22 protein-coding genes and 1 pseudogene are annotated in these 22,934 nt (G+C 70.7%); 9 read left to right on the top strand and 14 right to left on the bottom strand.

The window, feature by feature from the left end:
* Window positions 1–53 precede the first annotated feature (53 nt).
* Complete coding sequence (locus tag ACIA5C_RS35710) at window positions 54–659, bottom strand: hypothetical protein (protein WP_396063022.1); 606 nt, start codon at window positions 657–659, stop codon at window positions 54–56.
* The gene (gene mshB / locus ACIA5C_RS35705; protein WP_396063020.1) at window positions 656–1,561 is read right to left on the bottom strand and encodes an N-acetyl-1-D-myo-inositol-2-amino-2-deoxy-alpha-D-glucopyranoside deacetylase; all 906 of its coding nucleotides are present in this window, start codon (window positions 1,559–1,561) and stop codon (window positions 656–658) included. Before mshB ends, ACIA5C_RS35710 begins: the two co-directional genes overlap by 4 nt.
* A gap of 155 nt (window positions 1,562–1,716) precedes the next feature.
* On the opposite strand from mshB, the gene ACIA5C_RS35700 reads away from it, so the two are divergent.
* From ACIA5C_RS35700 to ACIA5C_RS35675, 6 genes are all read left to right on the top strand, one after another.
* Window positions 1,717–3,495: a prolyl oligopeptidase family serine peptidase gene (locus ACIA5C_RS35700; protein WP_396063504.1), complete on the top strand. Its 1,779-nt coding sequence runs from the start codon at window positions 1,717–1,719 to the stop codon at window positions 3,493–3,495.
* 32 nt (window positions 3,496–3,527) lie between these two features.
* Window positions 3,528–4,964: a TldD/PmbA family protein gene (locus ACIA5C_RS35695; RefSeq protein WP_396063018.1), complete on the top strand. Its 1,437-nt coding sequence runs from the start codon at window positions 3,528–3,530 to the stop codon at window positions 4,962–4,964.
* A complete protein-coding gene (locus ACIA5C_RS35690; protein WP_396063016.1) occupies window positions 4,961–6,403 on the top strand; it encodes a TldD/PmbA family protein in 1,443 nt (480 codons plus the stop codon). Before ACIA5C_RS35695 ends, ACIA5C_RS35690 begins: the two co-directional genes overlap by 4 nt.
* A 192-nt stretch (window positions 6,404–6,595) precedes the next feature.
* On the top strand, window positions 6,596–7,402 hold the full coding sequence (locus ACIA5C_RS35685; protein ID WP_396063014.1) for a hypothetical protein: 807 nt from the start codon (window positions 6,596–6,598) through the stop codon (window positions 7,400–7,402).
* Window positions 7,403–7,415: 13 nt separating this feature from the next.
* Window positions 7,416–9,332 (top strand): fumarate reductase/succinate dehydrogenase flavoprotein subunit, encoded by a 1,917-nt coding sequence (locus tag ACIA5C_RS35680; RefSeq protein ID WP_396063012.1) that lies wholly within the window; start codon window positions 7,416–7,418, stop codon window positions 9,330–9,332.
* Window positions 9,332–10,366: a succinate dehydrogenase/fumarate reductase iron-sulfur subunit gene (locus ACIA5C_RS35675; protein ID WP_396063010.1), complete on the top strand. Its 1,035-nt coding sequence runs from the start codon at window positions 9,332–9,334 to the stop codon at window positions 10,364–10,366. Before ACIA5C_RS35680 ends, ACIA5C_RS35675 begins: the two co-directional genes overlap by 1 nt.
* A gap of 45 nt (window positions 10,367–10,411) precedes the next feature.
* On the opposite strand, the gene ACIA5C_RS35670 is transcribed toward ACIA5C_RS35675, so the two are convergent.
* Window positions 10,412–10,924 carry a GNAT family N-acetyltransferase gene (locus ACIA5C_RS35670; RefSeq protein WP_396063008.1) on the bottom strand — a complete coding sequence of 171 codons (513 nt, stop codon included), beginning with the start codon at window positions 10,922–10,924 and terminating at the stop codon, window positions 10,412–10,414.
* A 39-nt stretch (window positions 10,925–10,963) separates the two neighbouring features.
* On the opposite strand from ACIA5C_RS35670, the gene ACIA5C_RS35665 reads away from it, so the two are divergent.
* A complete protein-coding gene (locus tag ACIA5C_RS35665; protein ID WP_396063006.1) occupies window positions 10,964–11,530 on the top strand; it encodes a helix-turn-helix domain-containing protein in 567 nt (188 codons plus the stop codon).
* A 7-nt stretch (window positions 11,531–11,537) separates the two neighbouring features.
* Here ACIA5C_RS35665 and ACIA5C_RS35660 read toward each other — a convergent pair whose 3' ends face one another.
* Entirely contained in the window at window positions 11,538–12,434 is an 897-nt protein-coding gene (locus ACIA5C_RS35660; RefSeq protein ID WP_396063004.1) for a MerR family transcriptional regulator, read from the bottom strand.
* Window positions 12,435–12,489: 55 nt separating this feature from the next.
* On the opposite strand from ACIA5C_RS35660, the gene ACIA5C_RS35655 reads away from it, so the two are divergent.
* Window positions 12,490–13,098: a DUF6886 family protein gene (locus ACIA5C_RS35655; RefSeq protein WP_396063002.1), complete on the top strand. Its 609-nt coding sequence runs from the start codon at window positions 12,490–12,492 to the stop codon at window positions 13,096–13,098.
* Window positions 13,095–14,039 (top strand): GNAT family N-acetyltransferase, encoded by a 945-nt coding sequence (locus tag ACIA5C_RS35650; protein WP_396063000.1) that lies wholly within the window; start codon window positions 13,095–13,097, stop codon window positions 14,037–14,039. Before ACIA5C_RS35655 ends, ACIA5C_RS35650 begins: the two co-directional genes overlap by 4 nt.
* A 9-nt stretch (window positions 14,040–14,048) precedes the next feature.
* On the opposite strand, the pseudogene ACIA5C_RS35645 reads toward ACIA5C_RS35650, so the two are convergent.
* From ACIA5C_RS35645 to ACIA5C_RS35600, 10 genes and pseudogenes are all read right to left on the bottom strand, one after another.
* Window positions 14,049–14,510, bottom strand: a pseudogene (locus ACIA5C_RS35645) (leucine zipper domain-containing protein); the annotation flags it as partial.
* 108 nt (window positions 14,511–14,618) lie between these two features.
* Window positions 14,619–15,404 carry an SAM-dependent methyltransferase gene (locus tag ACIA5C_RS35640; protein ID WP_396062998.1) on the bottom strand — a complete coding sequence of 262 codons (786 nt, stop codon included), beginning with the start codon at window positions 15,402–15,404 and terminating at the stop codon, window positions 14,619–14,621.
* 41 nt (window positions 15,405–15,445) lie between these two features.
* On the bottom strand, window positions 15,446–16,030 hold the full coding sequence (locus ACIA5C_RS35635) for a TetR/AcrR family transcriptional regulator (RefSeq protein ID WP_396062996.1): 585 nt from the start codon (window positions 16,028–16,030) through the stop codon (window positions 15,446–15,448).
* Entirely contained in the window at window positions 16,027–17,226 is a 1,200-nt protein-coding gene (locus ACIA5C_RS35630) for an acyl-CoA dehydrogenase family protein (RefSeq protein ID WP_396062994.1), read from the bottom strand. The genes ACIA5C_RS35635 and ACIA5C_RS35630 overlap by 4 nt, the downstream gene beginning before the upstream one ends.
* Window positions 17,226–18,218, bottom strand: a complete 993-nt coding sequence (locus tag ACIA5C_RS35625; RefSeq protein ID WP_396062992.1) for a phosphotransferase family protein — start codon at window positions 18,216–18,218, stop codon at window positions 17,226–17,228. Before ACIA5C_RS35625 ends, ACIA5C_RS35630 begins: the two co-directional genes overlap by 1 nt.
* Complete coding sequence (locus tag ACIA5C_RS35620; RefSeq protein WP_396062990.1) at window positions 18,215–18,982, bottom strand: SDR family NAD(P)-dependent oxidoreductase; 768 nt, start codon at window positions 18,980–18,982, stop codon at window positions 18,215–18,217. The genes ACIA5C_RS35625 and ACIA5C_RS35620 overlap by 4 nt, the downstream gene beginning before the upstream one ends.
* Window positions 18,979–19,722 (bottom strand): SDR family oxidoreductase, encoded by a 744-nt coding sequence (locus ACIA5C_RS35615; RefSeq protein WP_396062988.1) that lies wholly within the window; start codon window positions 19,720–19,722, stop codon window positions 18,979–18,981. Before ACIA5C_RS35615 ends, ACIA5C_RS35620 begins: the two co-directional genes overlap by 4 nt.
* A gap of 62 nt (window positions 19,723–19,784) precedes the next feature.
* Window positions 19,785–21,047, bottom strand: coding sequence for an ABC transporter substrate-binding protein (locus ACIA5C_RS35610; protein WP_396062986.1), 1,263 nt, complete (start codon window positions 21,045–21,047; stop codon window positions 19,785–19,787).
* Window positions 20,995–22,059 (bottom strand): branched-chain amino acid ABC transporter permease, encoded by a 1,065-nt coding sequence (locus ACIA5C_RS35605; RefSeq protein WP_396062984.1) that lies wholly within the window; start codon window positions 22,057–22,059, stop codon window positions 20,995–20,997. The genes ACIA5C_RS35610 and ACIA5C_RS35605 overlap by 53 nt, the downstream gene beginning before the upstream one ends.
* Window positions 22,056–22,934: a branched-chain amino acid ABC transporter permease gene (locus ACIA5C_RS35600; protein ID WP_396062982.1), complete on the bottom strand. Its 879-nt coding sequence runs from the start codon at window positions 22,932–22,934 to the stop codon at window positions 22,056–22,058. Before ACIA5C_RS35600 ends, ACIA5C_RS35605 begins: the two co-directional genes overlap by 4 nt.

Genomic DNA, 22,934 nt, shown 5'->3' with positions numbered 1-22,934 from the left:
ATCTTTGCGGATGACGCGACCCGCGTCCCTGGGGGAGGGCTGGGATTGTGCTGTCAGTTGGGGCGCTTGGCCGAAGTGGACCCGACGGCGGGCGGGATCCGCTTGAGGATCATCCGATACGCGTAGATCGCGAAGGTCAGGCTGCCGATCAGGATCATCGCCAGGGCAACGTAGTTGGTGCCGCTCAGCAGATAGTCGCCCTCGTGGGTGCGGACGCCGGCGGCGATCAGCATGACGACGGTCCAGAGCGCCCATGGCGGGCCGAGCGCCCACCGGCGGCCGGTGGTGCCGACCGCGAACCAGGCGAGGCCGATGTTGCCGGCGACCGCCAGCACCACCGCAAGCGGGATCAACGGCCCGTGCCCGGACCCGATCGGATTCCCTTTCCACACCGACACGAAGTCGCCCGCCCGCAGCGTCGACAGCAGCAGCTCGAAAATGGCGCTGACAAACGCGAAGACGACCGACACGACGACGCCACCGGCCCGGACGATCGCCCCCGGCTCGCCCGGCTCGCCCTTCGTCCCGGCGGCCGGGTCGGCGTCCGCGAGCTCGGCGTCGCCCGCAGCCTGGCCGGCGGCGGCTGGCTCCGAGGCGGTCGGCTGGGTGGGCGTCGACGGGCCGCGGCGGCCGGTCGGGCGCGCGTCGGCCTTGCTCACCGTGCGGCCGACTCGCCGGCCGCGGCCGGCTGCTCGAGGGCGAGGCCGCTGAACAGGTCGCTCTCCCACCCGTGCGGCCCCTCGCCGGGACCCCGCTCGCCCTGCGCGAGTAGGAAGAACTCGACGCCCATGAACTCGCCGCCGAAGTCGCCCGCGATGCCGTAGAGCCACGAGTTGTCGGGGATCTGGGTCGCGTGGGCCTTCATCGCGGCGGTCTTGCGGTCGTAGTGATCGGTGCCGTCGATGCGGGCCGCGATCTCGTCGTCGGCGTGACCGAACGGCAGGTCCTCGACGTTTTCCACCCCGGCGAACGGGTTGTCGTCGAGCTGGCGGAACGCCTCCATGCCTTCCTTGAGCACGCTGCGCGGCATCGCCGTCCAGTAGATCTTCTGCGGTCCGTCGGCGCCGGCCAGCTCGGCGGCCCGCATCGCGACCCGGTGGGCCTGGATGTGGTCGGGGTGGCCGTAGAAGCCGTTCGGGTCGTAGGTGATCATGACCTGGGGGCGGACCTCGCGGATGATCTCGACCAGCATCGCCGCGGCCTCGTCGAGATCGGCCTGCCAGAACGCCCGCGGGTGGTTGTTGGTCTCGAGACCCATCATGCCGGAGTCGCGGAACCGCCCGGCCCCGCCGAGAAAGCGGTGGTCGGTGACCCCCAGCGCGGCACACGCCCGTTGGAGCTCGACCAGGCGGTAGCCGCCCAACTGGTCGGCCTGGGCCGCCTCGAGCTGGGCCAGCGCGGGCACGTGGATCTCGCCCTCTTCGCCGAGGGTGCAGGTCACGAGCGTCACGTGGGCGCCGGTCGAGGCATAGTGAGCCATCGTCGCGCCGGTGCCGGTGACCTCGTCGTCCGGGTGCGCGTGCACCAGCAGCAGCCGACGCGCGGGCAGGGCATCTGTCACGGCGGCCACTCTACGCGGCGGCCCCGGCCGGAATCCGGACGCCGTGCTGGCCGGTTCACCGACCGGAAAGAGCCTTGATCAGCGATGCTGAGCACGTGGACTACCCCGGACTCGCCGATCGCACCGGTCACTTCAGCTACGGCGCACCGCACGCGGTGACGGTCGGCGCCGACGGTGCCCGGGTCGTGTTCCTGCGATCGGCCGGCCCGGAGGACCCGGAGGCCGCCCTCTGGACGTTCACCGTGGCGACCGCGACCGAGCGCCTGATCGCGCCCGGTCCGGTGCACGGGTACGCGACCGACCGCGATGCGCGCGTCGCCGCGTACACCTCCGAAGGGCGCCTCTGGCGCGCCGATCTTCTCTCCGGCGAGGTGGCGACGGTGCCGGTCGCCGTGCCGGCGCACGACCCCCGGCCGGACCCGGTGGGCCGCAGCATCGGGTACGTGACGTGGAACGACGGCTCGGCGGCGCTGCGCGTGTCCGGTCCCGACGGCGACCGGCTGCTGGCCGGCGAGCCGGGCACGGCCTGGCGCGAGCACGGTGGCCCGATCAACTGGGGTGTGCCCGACGCGGCGGCGGTCCGGTTCGGGCGCGACCGCGGCTGGTGGTGGTCGCCGGACGGGCAGCAGATCCTGGCCGCGCGTACGGCCGCGGCGACCAGCCTGCACCTGCTCGACCTCGACGGCGGCTGGGTGGACGTGCACTGGGACCGCGAGACCTATCCGCACCTGGTCGACGTGCGCTGGTCGGAGAGCGGCGGACCGCTGGTCACCGTGCTCCGCCGGGTGCAGCAGCACGGTCTGGTGCTGGCGATCGACCCGCGCACCGGCGAGACCCAGGTGCACGCCGAACTGGCCGACGCCCGCTGGGTCGAGCCGGTGCCGGGTACCCCGCGGCACCTGCCGGACGGGCGGGTGCTGGTCGGCGGCGAACTGGCGCACGACGGGTTCGACGCCCGCTGCCTGTTCGCCGACGGCAGTCTGCTCACCCCGCCCGCCCTCTACGTGCGCCGGGTGATCGGCACGCTGCCCCGGGCCGGCGGCCCGACCGGTGCGCCCGACCTGATCGTCGAGGGCACCGAGAACGACCCGTCGAGGCAGGACGTCTTCCGCGTGCGTACGTCTCTCGGCGGAGGCGGACCGGAAGCCGCGCGGATCACCGCAACCACCGGGTGGCACCGCGCCGCCGTCGGCGGCGACGTTCTCGTGCTCGACGGCGAGGTACGCCGGGGCGACGCGCAGGCCGGCACCTTGACCTCGTACGCCGCTCCCCTGCCGTACGAGCCGCGACCTCTGCTGGAACGGGTGACCGACCGGCGGCTGCCGTCGGCCGTGCTGTATCCGGCCTCCTACGTGGCCGGGGCGAAGATCGGGGTGCTGATGAGCTTCGGGGCCGGCCCGGGACATCAGGAGGTCGTCGGCGACGCCGCGGCCTGGCAGGAGCGCCAGTGGTTGGCCGACGCCGGCTTCGCGGTGGTGAGCGTCGACGGGCGCGGCACCCCGGGTGTGGCGCCGAGCTTCGAGAAGGTGGTGCACCGCCGGCTGGTCGACGTGGCCCTGACCGACCAGGTGGACGCCCTGCGCGCGCTCGTCGGCAAGCATCCCGACCTCGACCTGACCGCGGTCGCCGTGCGCGGGCGCGGGCTGGGTGGCTGGCTGGCGGCGATGGCCGTGCTGCGCCGGCCGGACGTCTTCCACCGCGCGGTGGCCCGCGACCCGGTGATCGACTGGGGTTCGCTGCCGGGGCCGTTCGCCGAGCGCTATCTGGGTGATCCGGTGGACGCGTCCGAGGTGTACGCGCATCACAGCCTGGCCGAGGCGGTGGCCCAGTCCGATCATTCGCGGCCGTTGCTGATCATCGGCGGGGAGATGCCCGGTGTCCGCTGCCGGCCGGCCGCCACCTTGGTGGAGGAACTCGCGTTCCTCCGGGGATGAGATTTGTCGGACCCACGCCATAGGGTCGGTCCATGAACCACTTCGATGCGGCGAGCGCTGCCGTGCAGGCCGCGCTGGACGGCGGCGCCCGTTATGCCGACGCCCGGGTCATGCTGCGGCGCTCCGAGTCGATGACCGCCCGCGACGGCGACGTGGAAGACCTCGAGTCGGGCGAGAGCGCCGGCCTCGGTGTGCGCGCCCTGGTCGGGTCCGGCTGGGGTTTCTACGCGGTGCCCGATCTGTCCGACGCGGCCGCGCGGTCGGCCGGCCGCCAGGCGGCCCTGATCGCGGCCGCCTCCGGCCTGGTCGCCGGGCCCGAGATCAAGCTGGTGCCGTCGCCGCCGATCGAGGCGTCCTGGGCCAGCGAGTGCGCGGTCGACCCGTTCGGTGTTTCGCTCTCGACCAAGGGCGACCTGCTTGTCGCGGCCACCGCGGCCGCCAAGTCGGCGGGGGCCGACCTGGCCGAGGCGCTCTATCAGATCTGGGACACCCGCAAGTGGTTCGTCTCCAGCGAGGGCCACCGCATCGACCAGCACATCCGCGAGACCGGTGGCAGCCTGACCGCCAGTGCGTACGGTGACGGCGAGGTCCAGCGCCGCTCCTGGCCGTCGCAGCGCGGGCAATACCGCACAAGCGGCTGGGAAAACATCGACGAGCTCGACCTGGTGGGCAACGCGCCCCGCATGGCCGAGGAGGCGCGGGCCCTGCTCACCGCGCCGCTCTGCCCGTCCGGCACGACCGACCTGGTGCTCGGCGGCGAGCAACTGTCGCTGCAGATCCACGAGTCGGTCGGGCACGCCATCGAGCTCGACCGCATCCTCGGCTGGGAGGCCGCGTTCGCCGGCACCAGCTGGCTCGACCTGAGCCGGCTGGGTTCGCTGCGCTACGGCTCCGAGCTGATGAACATCACCATCGATCCGACGATCCCGGGCGCGCTCGGCAGCTTCGGCTTCGACGACGAGGGCACCCCGGCGGCACGCCGCGACGCCGTGCGCGACGGCATCTGGGTCGGCGTGCTGGCCGGGCGCGACTCGGCCGCCACGGCCGGCCTGTCCTATGCGGGCAGTGTCCGCTCGGACGGCTGGGCCCGGCTGCCGATGGTCCGCATGACCAACGTCGGCCTCGAGCCGGGCCCGCACACCCTCGACGAGATCATCGCGGCGACCGACGACGGCGTGTTCATGGACACCAACCGCTCCTGGTCGATCGACGACCGGCGGCTCAACTTCCAGTTCGGCTGTGAGGTGGGCTACGAGATCAAGAAGGGCAAGCTCGGCCGCATGCTGCGCAACCCGACCTACACCGGCATCGGACCCCGGTTCTGGCAGTCGATGGACATGCTCTCCTCCGAGTCGGTGGCCTGGGGCACGCCCAACTGTGGCAAGGGCCAACCCGGGCAGGTCGGTCACACCGGCCATCCGGCGGCGCCGGCCCGCTTCAAGGACGTACGGGTGGGGGTGCGCGCATGACGACCGAACTCCAGCTTGCGGCCGAGGTCGTCGACCTGGTCACCACCGTGGCCGGTCGGGAGGCCGCGGCCGAGGTGACGGTGTCACACGACGCCGAGGCCCTGACCCGGTTCGCCAACTCGGCCATCCATCAGAACGTGGCCGAGGCGACCACCAGCGTGCGGCTGCGGCTGCACGCCGACGGCCGCACCGCCGGGGCCACCACCACGGTCACCTCGCCCGAAGGGCTGCGGTCGCTGGTCGAGCGCACGCTCGCGGCGGCCCGGGTCAGCCCGCCCGACAAGGCGTGGCCCGGTCTCACCCCGCCGTCCGCGCTGCACCACTCGGCGGGCTACCACGGCTCGGGCCGCAACTCCGGGCTGGACTTCGGCTTCGACGAGGCGACCGCGCACGCCACGCCCGAGGAGCGGGCCACCCGGGTGCTCGATTTCGTCGGCGCGGCGGGCGGGCTCGAGACGGCGGGTTACTGCCGCACGACCTACACCGCCGCGGCGTTCGCCAACACGGCCGGCCAGTCGGTCGAGGGCCGCACCGCCGAGGCCGCGTTCGACGGCATCGCCCGCGTCGACGGCGCCGACGGCGTGGCCCGGCTGGCCGGTGGCCGGCTGGCTGACCTCGACGGCGCGCTGCTCGGTGCGCGCGCGGCGGCCAAGGCGCGGGCCGGCTCCCGGCCGATCGAGTTGGCACCCGGCCGTTACGAGGTGGTGCTGGAGCCGGAGGCGGTTTCCGATCTGCTGCACAACCTCGCCTTCTTCGGCTTCAACGGCAAGGCGTGGGGCCAGCACCAGTCGTTCGCGGTGATCGGCGAGGACCAGTTCGACCCGTCGATCACGCTTATCGACGAGCCGCTGGGCAGCCGCCCCGAGCCGGCGCCGGGGCTGCCGTTCGACATCGAGGGCACGCCGACGCAGTCGCTCGTGCTGGTGCGCGAGGGCATCACCAAGGCGGTGACCCACGACCGTTCGTCGGCCGCCGCCGCACGGGCCGAGTCGACAGGTCATGCCTCCGGATCGTCGCGCACCTGGGGGCCGATCGCCACCCACATGAGCCTCGAGGCGGCCCCGCCGGCGAGCGAGCCGGCGCTGCCGCCGGCCGACCCGTCGAGCCCGGTGGCCGCGGCCGCCCGGCCCCTGGTCGCCCGCATGGAGCGGGGCCTGCTGATCACCGACTTCTGGTACACGAGGTGTCTCGACCAGAAAGCCCTGATCATGACCGGCCTGACCCGCAACGGCGTCTGGCTGGTCGAGGACGGCGAGATCAAGGGCGCGGTGGGCAACATGCGCTTCACCCAGGCCTACCCGCAGGCGCTCGGCCCGGGCATGGTGCACGGCATCGGCAGCGAGTCGGTGCTTCTGCCCGATCGGTGGTCCGGCGTCCGATATGCCGCTCCGGCACTGCATCTCGCCTCGTGGAACCTGACCGGTAACGCTTCCGGCTAGTCCGCTCGGTGCTCATCAATGCGAGTAGCGATCGATCTTGTGACATACACAGCATCCCTGCGCCGCAATACTTCTGTGGCGCGGCGTAACGTGTGCCACACATCACGGCTGCACGGCGGCCGGCGGGCTCCCCCGCCCGTTAACAGCCGGGCCATTGCCCGTTGACAGGGTCAGGCACGTCAGGGAGAGACAATGACGACGACGGCAACGAGGCCGGATGCAGCACGTGCGCGCGCTGCGATCGCGGCCAAGACGTTGCGTACCGACCGGTGGTGGTTCCCCCCGCTGGTCACCTTCGTGGGGCTAGCGGCATGGGTCATCTACGCGACCGTCCGCGTCTTCATGCACAAGTGGTATTACGTTGACCAATACCACTACCTCACGCCGTTCTATTCACCATGCTTGACCGACCGGTGTGTGCCCGGCTCGGCCGAGTTCGGCACCCCGTTGCCGAAATTCTGGCTGATCCCCGAGGCGGCATTCACCCTGCCGTTCCTGCTGCTGTTCCGGTTGACTTGCTACTACTACCGCAAGGCCTATTACCGGGCGTTCTGGCTGTCGCCGCCGGCTTGCGCGGTGCCCGACGCCCACAGCAAATACTCGGGCGAGACCCGGTTCCCGCTGATCTTCCAGAACATCCACCGCTACGCGTTCTACGCCGCGGGGATCATCTCGCTGATAAACACCTGGGACGCTATCCGCGCGTTCCACAGCGGCCACGGGTTCGGCTTCGGCCTGGGCAACATCATCCTGGTCGCCAACGTGGTGATGCTCTGGGCATACACGCTGTCCTGCCACTCCTGCCGGCACATCGCCGGCGGGCGGCTCAAGCACTTCTCCAAGCACCCGGTGCGCTACCGCTTCTGGACCTTCGTGTCGAAGCTCAACACGCGCCACATGATGCTGGCCTGGATCACGCTCGGCACACTCGCGCTCACCGACTTCTACGTCATGGCCGTGTCCGCGCACTGGTTCTCCGACCTGCGGTTCGTGGGCTGAGGGGGCCTTCCAAGTGACCACACGCATCGAACGACACCACTACGACGTCGTCGTCATCGGGGCCGGCGGCGCCGGTCTGCGCGCGGCGATCGAGGCCCGGCTGGCCGGCAAGAAGACCGCGATCATCTCGAAGTCGCTGTTCGGCAAGGCGCACACGGTGATGGCCGAGGGCGGCGCCGCGGCCGCGATGGGCAACGTCAACTCCAAAGACAACTGGATGGTCCACTACCGCGACACCATGCGCGGCGGGAAGTTCCTCAACAACTTCCGGATGGCCGAACTGCACGCCAAGGAGGCTCCCGAGCGCATCTGGGAGCTCGAGACGTACGGCGCGCTCTTCGACCGGACCAAGGACGGCAAGATCTCGCAGCGCAACTTCGGCGGCCACGAATACCCGCGGCTCGCGCACGTCGGCGACCGCACCGGCCTGGAGCTGATCCGCACCCTGCAGCAGAAGATCGTCTCACTGCAGCAGGAGGACTACGCCGAGACCGGCAACTACGAGGCCAAGATTCGGGTCTTCGCCGAGACCACGATCACCGAGCTGATGCTGGAGGGCGACCGGGTCGCCGGCGCCTTCGGCTACTACCGCGAGTCGGGCGAGTTCATCCTGCTCGAGGCCCCGGCGGTGGTGCTCGCGACCGGCGGCGTCGGCCGCAGTTACAAGGTCACCTCCAACTCGTGGGAATACACCGGTGACGGTCACGCCCTCGCCCTGCGGGCCGGCGCGACGCTGATCAACATGGAGTTCCTGCAGTTCCACCCGACCGGCATGGTCTGGCCGCCCAGCGTCAAGGGCATCCTGGTCACCGAGTCGGTGCGCGGCGACGGTGGCGTGCTGCGCAACTCCGAGGGCAAGCGGTTCATGTTCAACTACGTCCCCGACGTCTTCCGCAAGCAGTACGCGGAGACCGAGGAGGAGGCGGACCGCTGGTACACCGACCCGGACAACAACCGGCGCCCGCCCGAACTGCTGCCCCGTGACGAGGTCGCCCGCGCGATCAACTCCGAGGTCAAGGCCGGTCGCGGCTCCCCGGCCGGCGGTGTCTTCCTCGACATCGCGTCCCGGCTGCCGGCCGAGCAGATCGTCAAGCGGCTGCCGTCGATGCACCACCAGTTCAAGGAACTGGCCGACGTCGACATCACCAAGGAGCCGATGGAGGTCGGGCCGACCTGTCACTACGTGATGGGCGGGGTCGAGGTCGACCCCGACTCGGGCGCGGCGTTCGGCACCGTGGAGGGCCTGTTCGCGGCCGGCGAGGTCTCCGGCGGCATGCACGGCTCCAACCGGCTCGGCGGCAACTCGCTCTCCGACCTGCTGGTGTTCGGCAAGCGGGCCGGCGAGCACGCGGCGTCGTACGTCGACACGCTGGCCCGGCGCCCGCGGGTGGTCACCTCCGACGTCGAGTCGGCGCTCGACACGGCACTGGCCCCGCTGCAGCGTGCGGGCGGCGAAAACCCGTACACCCTGCAGCAGGACCTTCAGGCGGTGATGGGCGACCTGGTCGGCATCATCCGGCGCGAGGGCGAACTGGCCGACGCGCTCAAGCGTCTGCAGGAGCTCAAGCTGCGGGTGGCCAACGTCGGCGCGACCGGCGGCCGGCGCTACAACCCGGGCTGGCACCTCGCGCTCGACCTGCGCAACATGATGGTCGTCTCGGAGTGCACGGCCAAGGCGGCGCTGGAGCGCGAGGAGTCGCGCGGCGGCCACACCCGGGAAGATTTCCCGCAGATGGACCCGAAGTGGCGCCAGGTCAACCTGGTCTGCTCGCTGGAGGAGTCGGGCGACGTACGCCTCGAGCACAAGCCGCTGCCGAGGATGCGCGACGAGCTGATCTCCCTCTTCGATCGCGCCGAACTCTCGAAGTACATGACCGACGGCGAACTGGCCGAGTTCGACGCGATCCCCAGCAAGACGGAGGCGAAGTAATGGGCACCCAGCGCCACTTCCGCGTCTGGCGCGGCGACGAGTCCGGCGGCGAGATCCAGGACTACGACGTCGAGGTCAACGACGGCGAGGTCGTGCTCGACATCATCCATCGGCTCCAGGCCACCCAGACGCCCGACCTGGCCTGCCGCTGGAACTGCAAGGCCGGCAAGTGCGGCTCCTGCTCGATGGAGATCAACGGCATGCCGCGGCTGGGCTGCATGACCCGGATGTCGACGTTCGAGGACGACGAGACCGTCACGATCACGCCGCTGCGCACCTTCCCGGTGATCCGCGACCTGGTCACCGACGTGTCCTTCAACTATCAGAAGGCGCGGGAGACGCCGGCCTTCGCGCCGCCCAAGAACGTCGCCCCAGGTCAATACCGCATGCAGCAGGTCGATGTGGAGCGGTCGCAGGAGTTCCGCAAGTGCATCGAGTGCTACCTCTGCCAGAACACGTGCCACGTGGTCCGCGACCACGAGGAGAACAAGCCCGCGTTCTCCGGCCCGCGGTACTTCATCCGGGCGGCCGAGCTCGACATGCACCCGCTCGACGCGCGGTCCGACCGCAAGCAGTACGCCCAGGCCCACCAGGGTCTCGGCATGTGCAACATCACTAAGTGCTGCACCGAGGTCTGCCCCGAGCACATCAAGATCACGGACAACGCGATCATCCCGATGAAGGAGCGCGTGGTCGACCGGCGCTACGACCCGCTGGTCTGGCTCGGCCGCAAGATCTTCCGCCGGGACGAACTCGAGCAGGAGCAGCAGCCGGTGTTCGCGTCGGCCCGTCCGGCCCGGTCCGGCGACACCGACGACATCGAGGTGCACACGTCGGGCACGCCGTTCACCAGCGCCCGGCAGGGCGAATCCGCGGCGGTCAACGAGGACGGCAAGCTCGACGTCTCCGAGTTGGCGGCCCCCTACCAGGCCGCGCCGTCCCCGTTCGGCGACGAGCAGGAGTTCCCGCTCAAGGCGGGCAACTTCACCTACACCCAGCCCGCGCCGGACAGTGACGAAAAAGAAGATCACTGAGCACTGACGAGGCCCGGGGATGCGTTCGGTCCCCGGGCTACTCGTTCACGACGGCGGCGACAGATCCGGGACGAGTTCCCGCTGCGCGATCGCCACGTCGTGCCAGGCGCCGTTCTTGAAGCCGATGCGCCGGTGCACCCCGACCTCGTGGAACCCCATCGCGGCGTGCAGGCCGAGGCTCGCGTCGTTGGGCATCGTCATCTTGGCCACCGCGACCCGGAAGCCGCGCTCGACCAGCCGCGGCAGCAATGCCTCGTAGAGCGCCCGGCCGGCCCCGGTCCTCCGGCGGCCCATTTCCAGATAGACGCTGACCTCGCACGACCAGCGGTAGGCGTCCCGGGCGGCGAACGGCCCGCCGTAGGCATATCCGACCACCCGCCGGTCGAGTTCGGCGACCAGCCAGGCGTGGGTGGCGCTGGCGGCCGCGATTCGGGCCGCCATCTCGGGCGGGGACGGCGGCGCGCTCTCGAAGGTGATCGCTGTGCCGGTCACGTACGGCTGGTAGATCAGCGCACAGGCCGGGGCGTCGGCCTCCTCGGCATCACGAACGGTCAGCATGCCACGATAGTAGCGAGGCTGTGTTACATAATGGCACCCGTGACGTTCGATGATGACCACGGGACGGCCCGGCTGGCGGCGACGCTTCATGGCGTACGGGAAAACCGCGGCCTGTCGGCGAACGCCCTCGCCGACCTCTCCGGGGTTTCCCGCGCGATGATCGGCAAGATCGAGCGCGGCGAGGCGCAGCCGACCGCCGCGCTCCTCGGCCGGCTGATCGGCCCGCTCGGACTGACCATGTCCGAGCTGTTCACCCGCGTCGAGGGCCCGCGCAACCGGCTCGCCCGGCGGGCCGACCAACCACTGTGGACCGACCCGGAGACCGGCTACCAGCGGCGGGCGGTGTCTCCGCCCGACGGGCACCTGCAGCTGGTCGAGGTCGAGCTGCCGCCCGGCCGGTCGGTCTCCTACCCGCCCGATCCGTTCGTCCGCACCCACCACCAGATCTGGGTGCTCGAAGGCCGGCTGCGGTTCCGCGAGGGCGACGTCGACCACGACCTGTCGGCCGGCGACTGCCTGGAACTCGGGTCGCCGCAGGCCTGCACCTACACCAATCCGGGCGAGGCGCCGGTCCGCTACCTCGTCGCGCTGGCGAAGAAGGCCTGATCGCCGCTCAGGGTCCGGGCGGACGGCGGGCCAGCCACTGCATGACGTCGAGGGCATGCATGGCCGGCGCCGGAATGGGGTGGAAGACGTGCTCGATCACACCGTCCCGGATGACCAGGGTGAGACGCCGGTAGAGGACCATGTCGCCGGCACCGAAGGTGGGCACGCCGAGTGCGGCGGCCAGCGCCATCCGGGGGTCCGGCAGCAGCGGGTACGGCAGGCGCAGCCGATGCACGAGCTCGCGCTGATAGCCGGTCGACTGCGCCGACAGGCCGAACACGCGGGCCGCCCCGGCCGACCGCAACTCCGCGTGGTGGTCGCGAAACCAGGACGCCTGCTCGGTCGAACTGCGCGCACCCGGGATGTTGAGCGCGCTGTCCGGCAGGTCGACGCCCGGCCGCCCGGTGAGCGGATAGACGAAGACGACGCTGCGGCCCGGCCCGAGCGCGCCGAGGTCGATCAGCCGGCCGTCGGTGGCGAAGAACTCGAGGCTCGGCACGGTGAGGCCGACCAGTTCGCCCGGGTCCGCGCTCGGCCGCCCCGGCGCGGCAGGCAGCCGGCCGGCCGCCGCATCGAGGCGCTCGTGCAGGCTGTCGCGCTGCGCGGTGAGCCGGCCGATCCGTTCCTGAAGCCCGCTGATCGCGCTCCGGTAGGTGGCGACCGCGGCCGCGCAGACGTCGGCCTCCCGGCCGTCGGCCAGGCTCTCGACGAACGGCCGCGTCTCCTCCACGCTCAGGCCGAGCGCGGTCAGCTCCCGGATCTGCCGCACCAGATCGACGGCGATCGGGGCGTACTCCCGATAGCCGTTCGACTGCCGCCGCGGCACGACCAGGCCCGCCGCCTCGTAATAGCGCAGCGCCCGCACGGTCGTCCCGGTCCGGCGCGCCAACTCCCCCACCCGCATGCGGCGACGATAAACCCGTACCCACGGGTCCGGGTCAACCGATAAGACTTCAGGCATGCGCCCCAACCCCGGCGAGGTCCTGCACTTCTCCGAAGACCCGACGATCACGATCTTTCGTCCGCACGTCGCGCGGACCGCGCGACAGCCCGAGCCGTACGTGTGGGCAGTCGACCAGGAGCGGGCGCCCGACTACTGGTTTCCGCGTCAGTGCCCGCGCGCTCTGGTCCGGGCCGGCCCGGCCACCACCGCCGCCGACCGCGACCGGCTCATCGGGGCGGGCGACAGCAGCCGGGTGCACGCCGTCGAATACTCCTGGCTGCCCGCACTGCTGACCACGAAGCTCTACGCGTACCGGTTGCCGGCCGACCGTTTCCGCCCGTTCGGCGACGCTGCAAGCCCGCACGCCCACGTCTCGCCGGAGCCGGTCGAGCCGCTGGGTCCGGCCGAGCCGGTCGGCGACCTGCTGGCCTGCCACGCGGCGGCCGGCATTCAGCTGCGCGTGCTCGACAACCTGTGGGCGTACTGGGACGAGGCCGCAGCGAGCACGGCCGTCTTCAGCGGCATCCGCCTCCACAACGCCCGGCCCCGGCCCGCATGGCAGGCCCCACGTGCCGAGCGAAACGGCTCGACGGCCCGGCCGAGTTTTGGCACAGTGACGCCATGACGAGCGTCGAGCTGATGACCCCCGCCGACGTGGAGCTCATGCAGAGGCTGGCGCAGCAGGTCACGGCCGCCCGGCCGGAACTGGTCACCAGTGGCGCGTCGGTCGGCGAGCTCGCCTGGACTTTCGGTCGTGGGCACGCCGCTCGGGGCTCCGGCTGGCCGCGGCGGCTGTGGTTCGCCGGCGACGCCCTCGTCGCCTGGGGGTGGGCCTTCCTCCCGCACCGGCTGCGGCGCAGCGACGGGTCGATAACCGAAGTCACCGCGGCCGACCTGGTCTATCAGGTCCATCCCGACTACAACGGGCTGGTCGACGAGATCATCGACTGGTACGACGACGTGGCGGCCGGCCTGCAGCGCACGGTGATGCCCAGCGCCGCCGACGAGTTCGGCCTACAGCGGTGGGCGGCGCACGGCTACGTGACCGACCCGGAGTCTCTCGGCGACACCGGCTTCTGGACGCAACTCAACGAGCGCGACCTGGACGACCTGGAACGGCCGGTGCTGCCGGACGGGTTCCGGTTCCGCAACGCCGACGAGGCCGGCACGGCGGCCGTGGTCCAGGCCCACGTGGACGCCTGGGCACCGTCGCCCTACACGGCCGAGGGCTACGAGGGTGTCCGGCGCACCCCGCCCTACCGCGCCGACCTGCACGTCCTGGTCGAGGCGCCGGACGGCACAATGGCCGCGTCGACCATCATGTGGCTCGACGACGCGAACCGGACCGCCGAGTTCGAGCCGGTCGGCACGCATCCCGGCTACCGCCGGCTCGGGCTCGGCCGGGCAATGCTGCTGCACGGCATGCATCTGGCCCGCGAGGCCGGGGCCCGGCAGATGACGGTCGTCTGCCTAGGTGCGCCGGGGCATCCGAAGGCGCGCGCTCTCTACTACAGCGTCGGGTTCCGCATGTTCACCCGGGACGCGCCGCTCATCAGGACGCTCTAGAGCTTTGCGGCGGCCTTTCTCGCTGGTGCAGGGCTTGGCGTAGGCCCATTCATCGGCCAGGGTGCGGTGGAAACGTTCGACCTTGCCGTTGGGGCGGATTCCGGTGCAGGCCGGCCTCGAATGATCGTCGAGGGCCCCGTCGAGATTGCCGGTGTCGTGTCCGGCGGTGGCGGCTCGGTTGAGTCTGCCTTGGGCGCGGCCTTGGGTGCGCCAGCCGCCGAGCCGTTTGCTGCGGCGGGGCTGCAGGACTTTACGTTCGATCTGGCGGGATGTGCGGTTCGGGCTGTGGCGCGGCCTGCTGGACCGGTCGTGCGGCTCCCTCGGCGCGGTAGCAGTCGGCCCAGCGATTCGCCGTGACCGGGCTGACCTGGAACCGTTCCGCGGCCCGGCGTAACGGCCAGCCGTCTCCACGACGCACCGCGCCAGCCGCAATCGGCCAAGTTCGGTCAACGGGGCATCAGCGTGGGACATAGAGGACCTCTCGGGTGTGGTGTGGACTGTCGCAAGCTCCACTTCACCCGGAGGCCCTTACCTATTTCAGGACAACCACCGCGTTACCAACGTCCGTGGACAGAACATCTACAGCCGGCGGCCGACGCCTCCGTAGAGCCAGCGGGTGGCCTCGGGGGCCGGGTCGGCCGGGTCGGGCCGCCACTCGTCGACGGTGACCAGGCCCGGCTCGACCAGGTCGAAGCCGTCGAAGAAGCGGGCGATCTCGTCGTGGGTGCGGAAGAAGATCGGGGTCGGGGTCTTGCGGTAGACCGCCTCGACGCCCTCGACCGCCTCCGCCGAGTGCCGGTCGCGGGTGACGTGGGTGGTGGCGAGGTGGCTGCCGGGCACCAGCGACTTGCGCAGCTCGCCCATGACCTCGTCGCGCTCGTCGTCGCGCAGGAAGTGGGTCATCGCGATCAGCAGCACGCCGACCGGCTGGTCGAAGTCGATGAGCTTGCGGACCTCGTCGCGGCCGATGACGTCGGCCGGGTCGCGCAGGTCGGCGGTGACGACCGTGGTGTCGACGTTGGTGGCGAGGAGGGCACGACCGTGCGAAAGCACTATCGGGTCGTTGTCCACATAGACCACTCGGGCGCCGGGGGTGAGCGCCTGGGCCACCTCGTGCGTGTTGCCGGCGGTGGGCAGGCCGGCGCCGATGTCGATGAACTGGCGGATGCCGGCCGCGGTCATGTATGCCACCGCGCGGCGCAGGAAGGCCCGGTTTTCGAAGGCCAGCTGGCGCACCTCCGGCATCGCCGCCTCGACGGCGACCACGGCCGCCCGGTCGACCTCGAAGTTGTCCTTGCCGCCGAGGTAGTAGTCGTACATGCGGGCCACATGCGGCCGCGTGGTATCGAGACCCGTATCGCTCACCGCAGTGCCCCCTACTGTCCTATGTGTACCAGATCGTAGGTCTATGGGCCGGGAACGGCAAGCAGCGAATTGATCGTCCGCGCCAGGGTCGCGCGGGCCGCGTTCACCGACAGGTTCATCGCCTCGCGCCAGGTCGCCCAGGTCGGCCACATGCTCACCGCGGTCAGCGCGTTGAGCAGCTCGTCGTTGCCGTCGATCTCAGCCGCGAACAGCACCGACAACTCGTCGCGCACCCGCTCGACATGCAGGCGGCGGTAGCGCTGCAGGGTGTCCGAGAACGGCTCCTTGATCGCGGCCGCCTTGGCCGTCGGGGCGATCTGCTCGAGCAGCCGGGCCCGCTGCCGGCAGTACGCCTCGATCCGGTCGCCCAGGGGCAGCTTCGGCGAGATCGGCCGGTGCGAGTCGTCCCGCACCTCGAGGACGCGCCGCCCGCTGGCCGCGAACAGCGCCTCCATGTCGGCGAAGTGGCTCCACAGTGCACGCAGCGAGACGCCGGCCTGCTTGGCGATGCGGTCGGCGGTCGGCCGCAGGTCGCCCTCCCGGATCAGCTGCAGGTGGGCGTCGACGATGGCGGTGCGGGTGCGCTCCGACCGGGCGGTGCGGCCATCGACACGGGGCTGGGTCACGAGCGGCTCCGGTAGCGGCCGAGTTCCCGCCGGGCCAGCGACCGCTTGTGCACCTCGTCCGGTCCGTCGGCCAGGCGCAGCGTGCGGGCCGCCGCCCAGAGGTGGGCGAGCGGCGTGTCCTGGCCGACGCCGGCCGCGCCGTGGGCCTGGATGGCCTTGTCGACGATCCACTCGACGGCCGACGGCACCACGATCTTGATGGCCTGGATCTCGGTGTGCGCGCCCTTGTTGCCGACCGTGTCCATCAGCCAGGCCGCCTTGAGTACCAGCAGCCGGGCCTGCTCGATGCGGACCCGCGACTCGGCGATCCAGTCCTGCACGACACCCTGGTCGGCCAGCGGCTTGCCGAACGCGGCGCGGGCCAGCGTCCGCTTGCACATCAGCTCGAGGGCCCGCTCGGCCATCCCGATCAGCCGCATGCAGTGGTGGATGCGGCCCGGGCCGAGGCGGGCCTGCGAGATCGCGAAGCCGCTGCCCTCGGTGCTGATCAGGTTGGTCGCCGGCACGCGGACCTGCTCGAAGAGGACCTCGGCGTGGCCGCCGTGATCGCCGTCGGTATAGCCGAACACGGTCATGCCGCGCTTGACGGTCAGGCCCGGGGTGTCCCGCGGGACCAGGATCATGCTCTGCTGCACATGCCGGTCGGCCGACGGGTCGGTCTTGCCCATCACGATGAAGATCTTGCAGTTCGGGTTCATCGCGCCGGAGATGTAGAACTTGCGGCCGTTGATGACGTAGTCGTCGCCGTCGCGTTCGATGAGGGTGCCGATGTTGGTCGCGTCCGAGGAGGCGACGTCGGGCTCGGTCATCGCGAACGCCGACCGGATTTTCCCGTCGAGCAGCGGCCGCAGCCACTCCTCCTGCTGCGCGGGGGTGCCGAACTGGGCCAGCACCTCCATGTTGCCGGTGTCGGGGGCGGCGCAGTTGAGGGCGGCCGGCGCGATCGACGGGCTGCGGCCGGTGATCTCGGCCAGCGGCGCGTATTGGAGGTTGGTCAGACCCGCGCCGTGCGAGCCGGGGAGGAAGAGGTTCCACAGCCCGGCCTCGCGGGCGGAAGCCTGCAATTGAGCGATGACGGGCGGAATGTCCCATCCAGAGGGATGGAACGATGCCTCGGCCGGATACACAAAAGCATCCATGAAGTCGAGCAACCGCTTGCGGTAGTCCTCAGTCTTCTCGTCGAAGGTGAAGTCCATCAGTTCCCCTCCAGCGCTTCGTGTCCCCGCATCACGAGCGGGCCCACCAGGCCGCCGATCGTGTCGAATCCGGCACCCACGGTCTGGCCCTGAACGTACCGGTAGTGCACGCCTTCCAGGATCACCGCCAGCTTGAACGCGGCGAACCCGACGTACCAGTGCAGATCGCTGACGTCACGGCCGCTGCGTTCCGCGTACCGGGACGAGATCTCGGGAATCGAAGGGTGACCGGGAATGTCCAGCGGAACCACCCCGCGCCCGTTCTTGACCTCGAGCGGCAGGCCGGCGTAGACGAGCATGAGCGCAACGTCGCTGAGCGGGTCGCCGAGCGTCGACATCTCCCAGTCGAGCACCGCGTTGATCCGCATGTCGGGCCCGATCAGCACGTTGTCGAGCCGGTAGTCGCCGTGCACCACCGTGCCCGCGCCGCCGGCCGGGATGTCGACCGCCAGCCGGGCGTGCAGCTCGTCGATGCCCGGCACCTCGCGGCTGCGCGACGCGTCGAGCTGCTTCTTCCACCGGTGCACCTGGCGGGCGTTGAAGCCCTCCGGCCGTCCGAAGTCGGCGAGCCCGATTGCCTCCGGGTCGAGACCGTGCAGCTGGGCCAGCGTGTCGACCAGCGACAGCACCAGCGCGTTCATGGCCGGACCACCGAGCGCCTCGAGCTCACCCTCGTCGCGGTAGATCGTGCCGTCGACCTGTTCCATCAGGTAGAACGGCGCCCCGATCACGTCCGGGTCGGTGCACAGCAGAATCGGCCGGGGCGCCGGGAAACCGGCCCGGGAGAGCGCCTCCAGCACCCGGTGTTCGCGGACCATGTCGTGCGCCGTCGGCAGCACGTGCCCGAGCGGCGGCCGGCGCAGCACCCAGCGCTGCTCGCCGTCGGTGATCGCATAGGTCAGGTTGGAGCGGCCGCCGGCGAACATGCGACCGGTCAGCTCCTTCTCGGAACCCAGGTAGGCCCGGAGGCGCTCGAGGTCGAGACCCCTCATGACTCGAACGCCCGCTGCATCTTGTTCATCCCGCCCAGCCAGCGGTCGGGGTCGGCGGCGCGCAGCCGGTAGTAGTCGGCGACCTCGGGGTGGGGCAGGATCAGGAAGCTGCCGCCCTCGAGCGCCGCAGCCACGGTCGCGGCGACCTCGTCGGGCTCGATCGCGCTCTCGGCCAGCAGCGCGGCGCTCGCGCTGGCGCGGTCGCCGCCGCGGGTCAGCATGTCGGTGCGAACCCCCTGCGGGCACAGCGCCTGCACGGTCAGGCCGCGATGGGCGTACGTCGCCCGCAGCCACTCCGCGTAGGCCAGAGCGGCGTGCTTCGTGACCGCATAGGGTGCGCTGCCCAGCAACGTCAGCAACCCGGCCGCGCTGACCGTGATCAGCAGCCGTTTCGGCTCACCCTGGTCGAGCCAGCGGGGCAGCAGGGCGCGGGTGACGTAGACGTGCGACATCACGTTGACCGCCCAGTCGCGGCCCCAGATGTCGTCGGGCACCGTTTCGTCGCCCGCGTCGAGCACCCCCGCGTTGGAGCAGAACAGGTCGATGCCGCCCAGCTCGGCCCAGGCCGTCTCGACCAGCCGCCGGGTGTCCTCCTCGTTGGCCGCATCGCCCGGCACCGCGAGGCCGCCGATCTCCGACGCCACGCCCTGGGCCGCCTCCGGGTCGATGTCGCTGACGATCACCTCGGCGCCGGTGCCGGCGAAGTGCCGGGCCAGCGCGGCCCCGATGCCACCGCCGGCGCCGGTGACGACGACCCGCTTCACTGGACGTTCCCGGTCAGCGTCACGCCGCCGTCGAGGACCAGCGTCTGCCCGGTGATCCAGCCGGCGTCGCGCCCGCAGAGGAACGCGACCGCGCCGGCCACGTCCTCCGGTACGCCGAGGCGGCCCAGTGGGTAGGTGGCGGCGACCTGCTCCTCGCGGCCCTCGTAGAGGGCGGTCGCGAAGCGGGTCTTGACCACGGCCGGGGCGACCGCGTTGACCCGGACCTTGGGCGCCAGCTCGACCGCCAGCTCCTCGGTGAGGTGGATCAGCGCCGCCTTGGTCACGCCGTAGAAGCCGATGCCCGGCGCCGGGCGGACGCCGGAGACCGACGAGATGTTGACGATCGAACCGCCGTCGCTCAGGCCACCGCGCAGCGCCTCCTGCACCCAGCCGAGGGTGCCGAGCACGTTCACGTCGATCATCTTGCGGGCGGCGGACAGGTCGAGCGTGCCGAGCGGGCCGTAGGCCGGGTTGATCCCGATGTTGTTGACCAGCGTCGTCACCGGCCCGAACTGGCCGAGCACGGTGTCGACCACGGCGGCCCGGTGGTCGGCGTCGTCGCCCTTGCCGGCGACGCCGATCGCCACGTCCGGGCCGCCCAGGTCCTTGGCCGCCTGGTCGAGCGCTTCCGCGTTGCGACCGGTGATGGCAACCTTCCAGCCCTCGGCGACGAAGCGTTGCGCGATGGCGAAGCCGATCCCTCGACTGGCCCCGGTCACGATCGCCACTTGGTCTGCCATCACCGCTCCTTGCGTGTTTGTGCACTTGACGTGCGAACAGTAATTAGCGCTCGACCCCGACGCTACTGCGCCGGCGGGATTCCGCTGGCCGGCGGTGCGGCCGCGGTGCCCGAGTACGGGCTGACCGGCCCGGCTCCGTCGTCGGTCTGGAACGCCGTGCCGAAGTACGTGGACCTGCCGTTGACGAGCTTGGTCAACTGCTCACCCGCGTACCCTGAATGATCTTTGTCCGAAAGGCGCAGAGGAACCAACCCCGGCCCGGTGAATCCGCCTTTTTCTACCGCCGCGACCAGTTTGTCGCGGGTGAGGTCCTTGCCCGCGGCCTGAAGCGTCTGCACGAAGAGGTAGGCGACCGACATGCCGTAGACGACGTTGTCGTCGAACTGGGCGCCCTTGTTGAACTGAGTGTTGACCTTCTGGAACAGCTGGATCCACGGGTTGGCGGTGTCGCTGGCCAGCGGCAGGTAGTTGGCCGCGACGACGCCCTCGAGCAGCGGCGCGGCCGGACCCAGGGTCTTGGTCAGCGTGGTCGGGTCGGCGCCGACGTTGCTCACCACGTACTGCGGCTTGAAGCCGATCTTGGCGCCGGTGCCGATCGACAGCGCGGTGAAGCCGGGCACGGTGGCGAGCATCACGACCTGGCAGGCGGCCGCCTTGAGCGCACCCATCTGCGGGCCGACGTTGGGGTTGCTGGTCACGTACGACTGCTTGGCCGCGACCGGACCGAGGATCTGCTCGATGCCGGCCAGGCTGTCCCGCCCGAAGTCGTCGTCCTGGCCGAGGAAGCAGACCTTCTTGCCCTTGAGATTCTGCGAGACGTAAGTCGCCAGGATCTTGCCCTCGACCGTGTAGTCGGGGTTGAAGCCGAACGTGCCCGGATATTTGTCGGGCTGGTTCCAGCTGCGGCTGCCGCTGGCCACGAAGAGGTCGGGCACCCGGTTGGTCTTGAGGAAGTCGAGGACGCCGGTGTGGGTCGGCGTGCCGAGACCGTTGAGAATCGCGAAGACCTTGTCCTGCAACACCATCTGCCGCACCACCTGCTGCGTGGTGGCCGGGTTGTAGGTGTCGTCCATGATCTTGTATGTGATCTTGCGACCGTAGACGCCGCCGTTCGCGTTGACGTAGTCGAAGTAGGCCTTACTGGCCGGGGAGATCTCGGAGTATCCGGCGGCGGCCGGACCGGTGAGCGGTTGATGGGTGCCGATCAGGATCGACGAATCGGTGACGCCGGGGGTATTGGAACCTCCCCCGCCTCCACTGCTGTTTCCGCTGCTACAGCCGGCGGCCAGCAGCACGGCGGCGAGGACGGTCGCGGTGCGTTTCATTCTTGGCCTTTCTGCGCGGTGTTCCGGAGGGGATCAGTGCTGCCAGACCACCCGGGGCGGCCAGCATCACGGCGACGAGGACGACGCCGAAGAAGGTGAGCGAGAGATTGCCCTCCAGCCGCTGCGAGCCGGCGTTCTCCCCGATCGACTGCGCGACCGCGGGCAGCGCGACCAGCAGGAACGCACCGATCAACGCCCCGGTCAGCCGGCCCAGGCCGCCGATCACGATCGCCATCACCAGGAACAGCGACAGGGTCAGCGGGAAGGCGCCCGGCGAGACGCTCTGGGCGAGGACCGCGAAGAGGGCGCCGGCCAGGCCGGCGCAGGCCGCCGAGACGACGAAGGCCAGCACTTGCGTACGCGCCACGCCGACACCGGCCAGCCTGGCCGCGGTCTCGTCGTCGCGCACCGCTCGCATCCGCAGGCCGAACCGGCTGCGGGTGAGATAGGCCAGCACCAGCACCGTGACCAGCGCACCGCCCCAGCACAGCCAGGCCTGCCAGCGTTCGACCGGGACCGTGCCGGGCGGCGGCTCGAGCGCCACCGGCAGCCCCTGGTCGCTGTTGAAGGTGCCGTCGAAGGTGCTGGTGACCGACGGGACCACGACCGCGACGGCCAGGGTGAGCCCGGCCAGATAGGGCCCGCGCAACCGCGCCGCGGCGAGCCCGATCACCGCGCCGACCGCGGTGGTGACCAGGACCGCGACCACGATGCCGGCCGGGAGCAGGTCGAACTTGTTCTGCATCAGGGCGAACGTGTAGGCCCCGGTCGCCATCAGCGCGCCGTGCCCGAGCGAGAGCTGCCCGTTGAGTCCGGTGAGGATGGTCAGGCCCGCGGTGACGCAGAAGTAGGCCCCGATCGTGGCCAGCTGATAGGTGCGGAACGGCGGCAGCGTGTAGGTAAGCGCGACGATCACGATCGCGCCGACGACCACGCCGATCAGGGAGCTGAGGCTTCGCCGGGGGGCCGCCGGAGTTTTGATGAGGGCGATCCGGTCTTTGAGCAACGTCATGCCGTCCTCGCTTTCGAGCGGGCGAAGAGTCCGTCCGGCCGACCCACGAGCACGACCACCAGCAGGCCCAGTACGGCCATCGGGGCGACCGTGGCACCCAGGTAGCCACTGACGTACGAGAGCAGCAGCCCGACCACCACCCCGCCGACCACCGCGCCGATCGGGCTGTCGAGACCACCGACCACCGCCGCGGTGAAGGCCGAGATGAACAGCAGGTCCATGGCGTTGGGATGCAGCCCCAGCTCGGTCGGGACGACCAGCATCCCGGCCAGCGACCCGGTGGCGGCGGCGAGCGCCCAGCCCAGCGTGAGCATGCCGCTGACCGGCACACCGAGGAGTCGTGAGACATCCGGTGCGAAGGCGGCCGCACGCATCCGCAGGCCCGTGGGCGTACCCCGGAAGAGCAGCGTGAGAAGGACGACCACCGCGCCCACCGCGGCGAACACGAACAGGTCGTAGCGCGAGAGCAGGGCGACGCCGCCGACCTCGAACGCATCCCGGCTGAACGGGGCCGCGGCCGGCTTGTAGTCGTCGCCGTAGATCATCCCCAGCACACCCTGGATGATCAGCACCAGCCCGAGCGCGACCACCACCCCGTTGAGCGGCGACGAATGGTCGACGAACCGCATCACCACCCGCTCGACCGCCGCGCCGAGCACCAGCCCGCCGATGATCGCGACGCCGAAGCCGAGCCAGTAGGAGCCGGTCGCGGTGCTGACCGAATACCCGGCGTAGACGGTCGCGATCGCCATCGCGCCCTGGGCGAAGTTGACGATGCGGGCGGCCCGCCAGATCAGCACCAGAGCCAGCGCGAACGCCGCGTAGACCGCTCCCCGGCTGAGCCCGTCGAAGGTCAGGTAAATGAATCTGTCCAT

The organism is Actinoplanes sp. NPDC051343 (genome assembly GCF_044455125.1).
GTDB lineage: Bacteria > Actinomycetota > Actinomycetes > Mycobacteriales > Micromonosporaceae > Actinoplanes.
Note: the sequence above shows the minus strand (reverse complement) of the source record. Positions and strands in the feature narration are given on the sequence as shown.

What these genes read in the sequence shown, in the direction of transcription:
- ACIA5C_RS35695 (WP_396063018.1), top strand. Translation starts at nt 3,528, where the DNA reads ATGAACCACTTCGATGCGGCGAGCGCTGCCGTGCAGGCCGCGCTGGAC.
- ACIA5C_RS35690 (WP_396063016.1), top strand. Translation starts at nt 4,961, where the DNA reads ATGACGACCGAACTCCAGCTTGCGGCCGAGGTCGTCGACCTGGTCACC.
- ACIA5C_RS35685 (WP_396063014.1), top strand. Translation starts at nt 6,596, where the DNA reads ATGACGACGACGGCAACGAGGCCGGATGCAGCACGTGCGCGCGCTGCG.
- ACIA5C_RS35675 (WP_396063010.1), top strand. Translation starts at nt 9,332, where the DNA reads ATGGGCACCCAGCGCCACTTCCGCGTCTGGCGCGGCGACGAGTCCGGC.
- ACIA5C_RS35670 (WP_396063008.1), bottom strand. Translation starts at nt 10,924, where the DNA reads ATGCTGACCGTTCGTGATGCCGAGGAGGCCGACGCCCCGGCCTGTGCG.
- ACIA5C_RS35660 (WP_396063004.1), bottom strand. Translation starts at nt 12,434, where the DNA reads ATGCGGGTGGGGGAGTTGGCGCGCCGGACCGGGACGACCGTGCGGGCG.
- ACIA5C_RS35655 (WP_396063002.1), top strand. Translation starts at nt 12,490, where the DNA reads ATGCGCCCCAACCCCGGCGAGGTCCTGCACTTCTCCGAAGACCCGACG.
- ACIA5C_RS35650 (WP_396063000.1), top strand. Translation starts at nt 13,095, where the DNA reads ATGACGAGCGTCGAGCTGATGACCCCCGCCGACGTGGAGCTCATGCAG.
- ACIA5C_RS35630 (WP_396062994.1), bottom strand. Translation starts at nt 17,226, where the DNA reads ATGGACTTCACCTTCGACGAGAAGACTGAGGACTACCGCAAGCGGTTG.
- ACIA5C_RS35625 (WP_396062992.1), bottom strand. Translation starts at nt 18,218, where the DNA reads ATGAGGGGTCTCGACCTCGAGCGCCTCCGGGCCTACCTGGGTTCCGAG.
- ACIA5C_RS35615 (WP_396062988.1), bottom strand. Translation starts at nt 19,722, where the DNA reads ATGGCAGACCAAGTGGCGATCGTGACCGGGGCCAGTCGAGGGATCGGC.
- ACIA5C_RS35610 (WP_396062986.1), bottom strand. Translation starts at nt 21,047, where the DNA reads ATGAAACGCACCGCGACCGTCCTCGCCGCCGTGCTGCTGGCCGCCGGC.
- ACIA5C_RS35605 (WP_396062984.1), bottom strand. Translation starts at nt 22,059, where the DNA reads ATGACGTTGCTCAAAGACCGGATCGCCCTCATCAAAACTCCGGCGGCC.
- ACIA5C_RS35600 (WP_396062982.1), bottom strand. Translation starts at nt 22,934, where the DNA reads ATGGACAGATTCATTTACCTGACCTTCGACGGGCTCAGCCGGGGAGCG.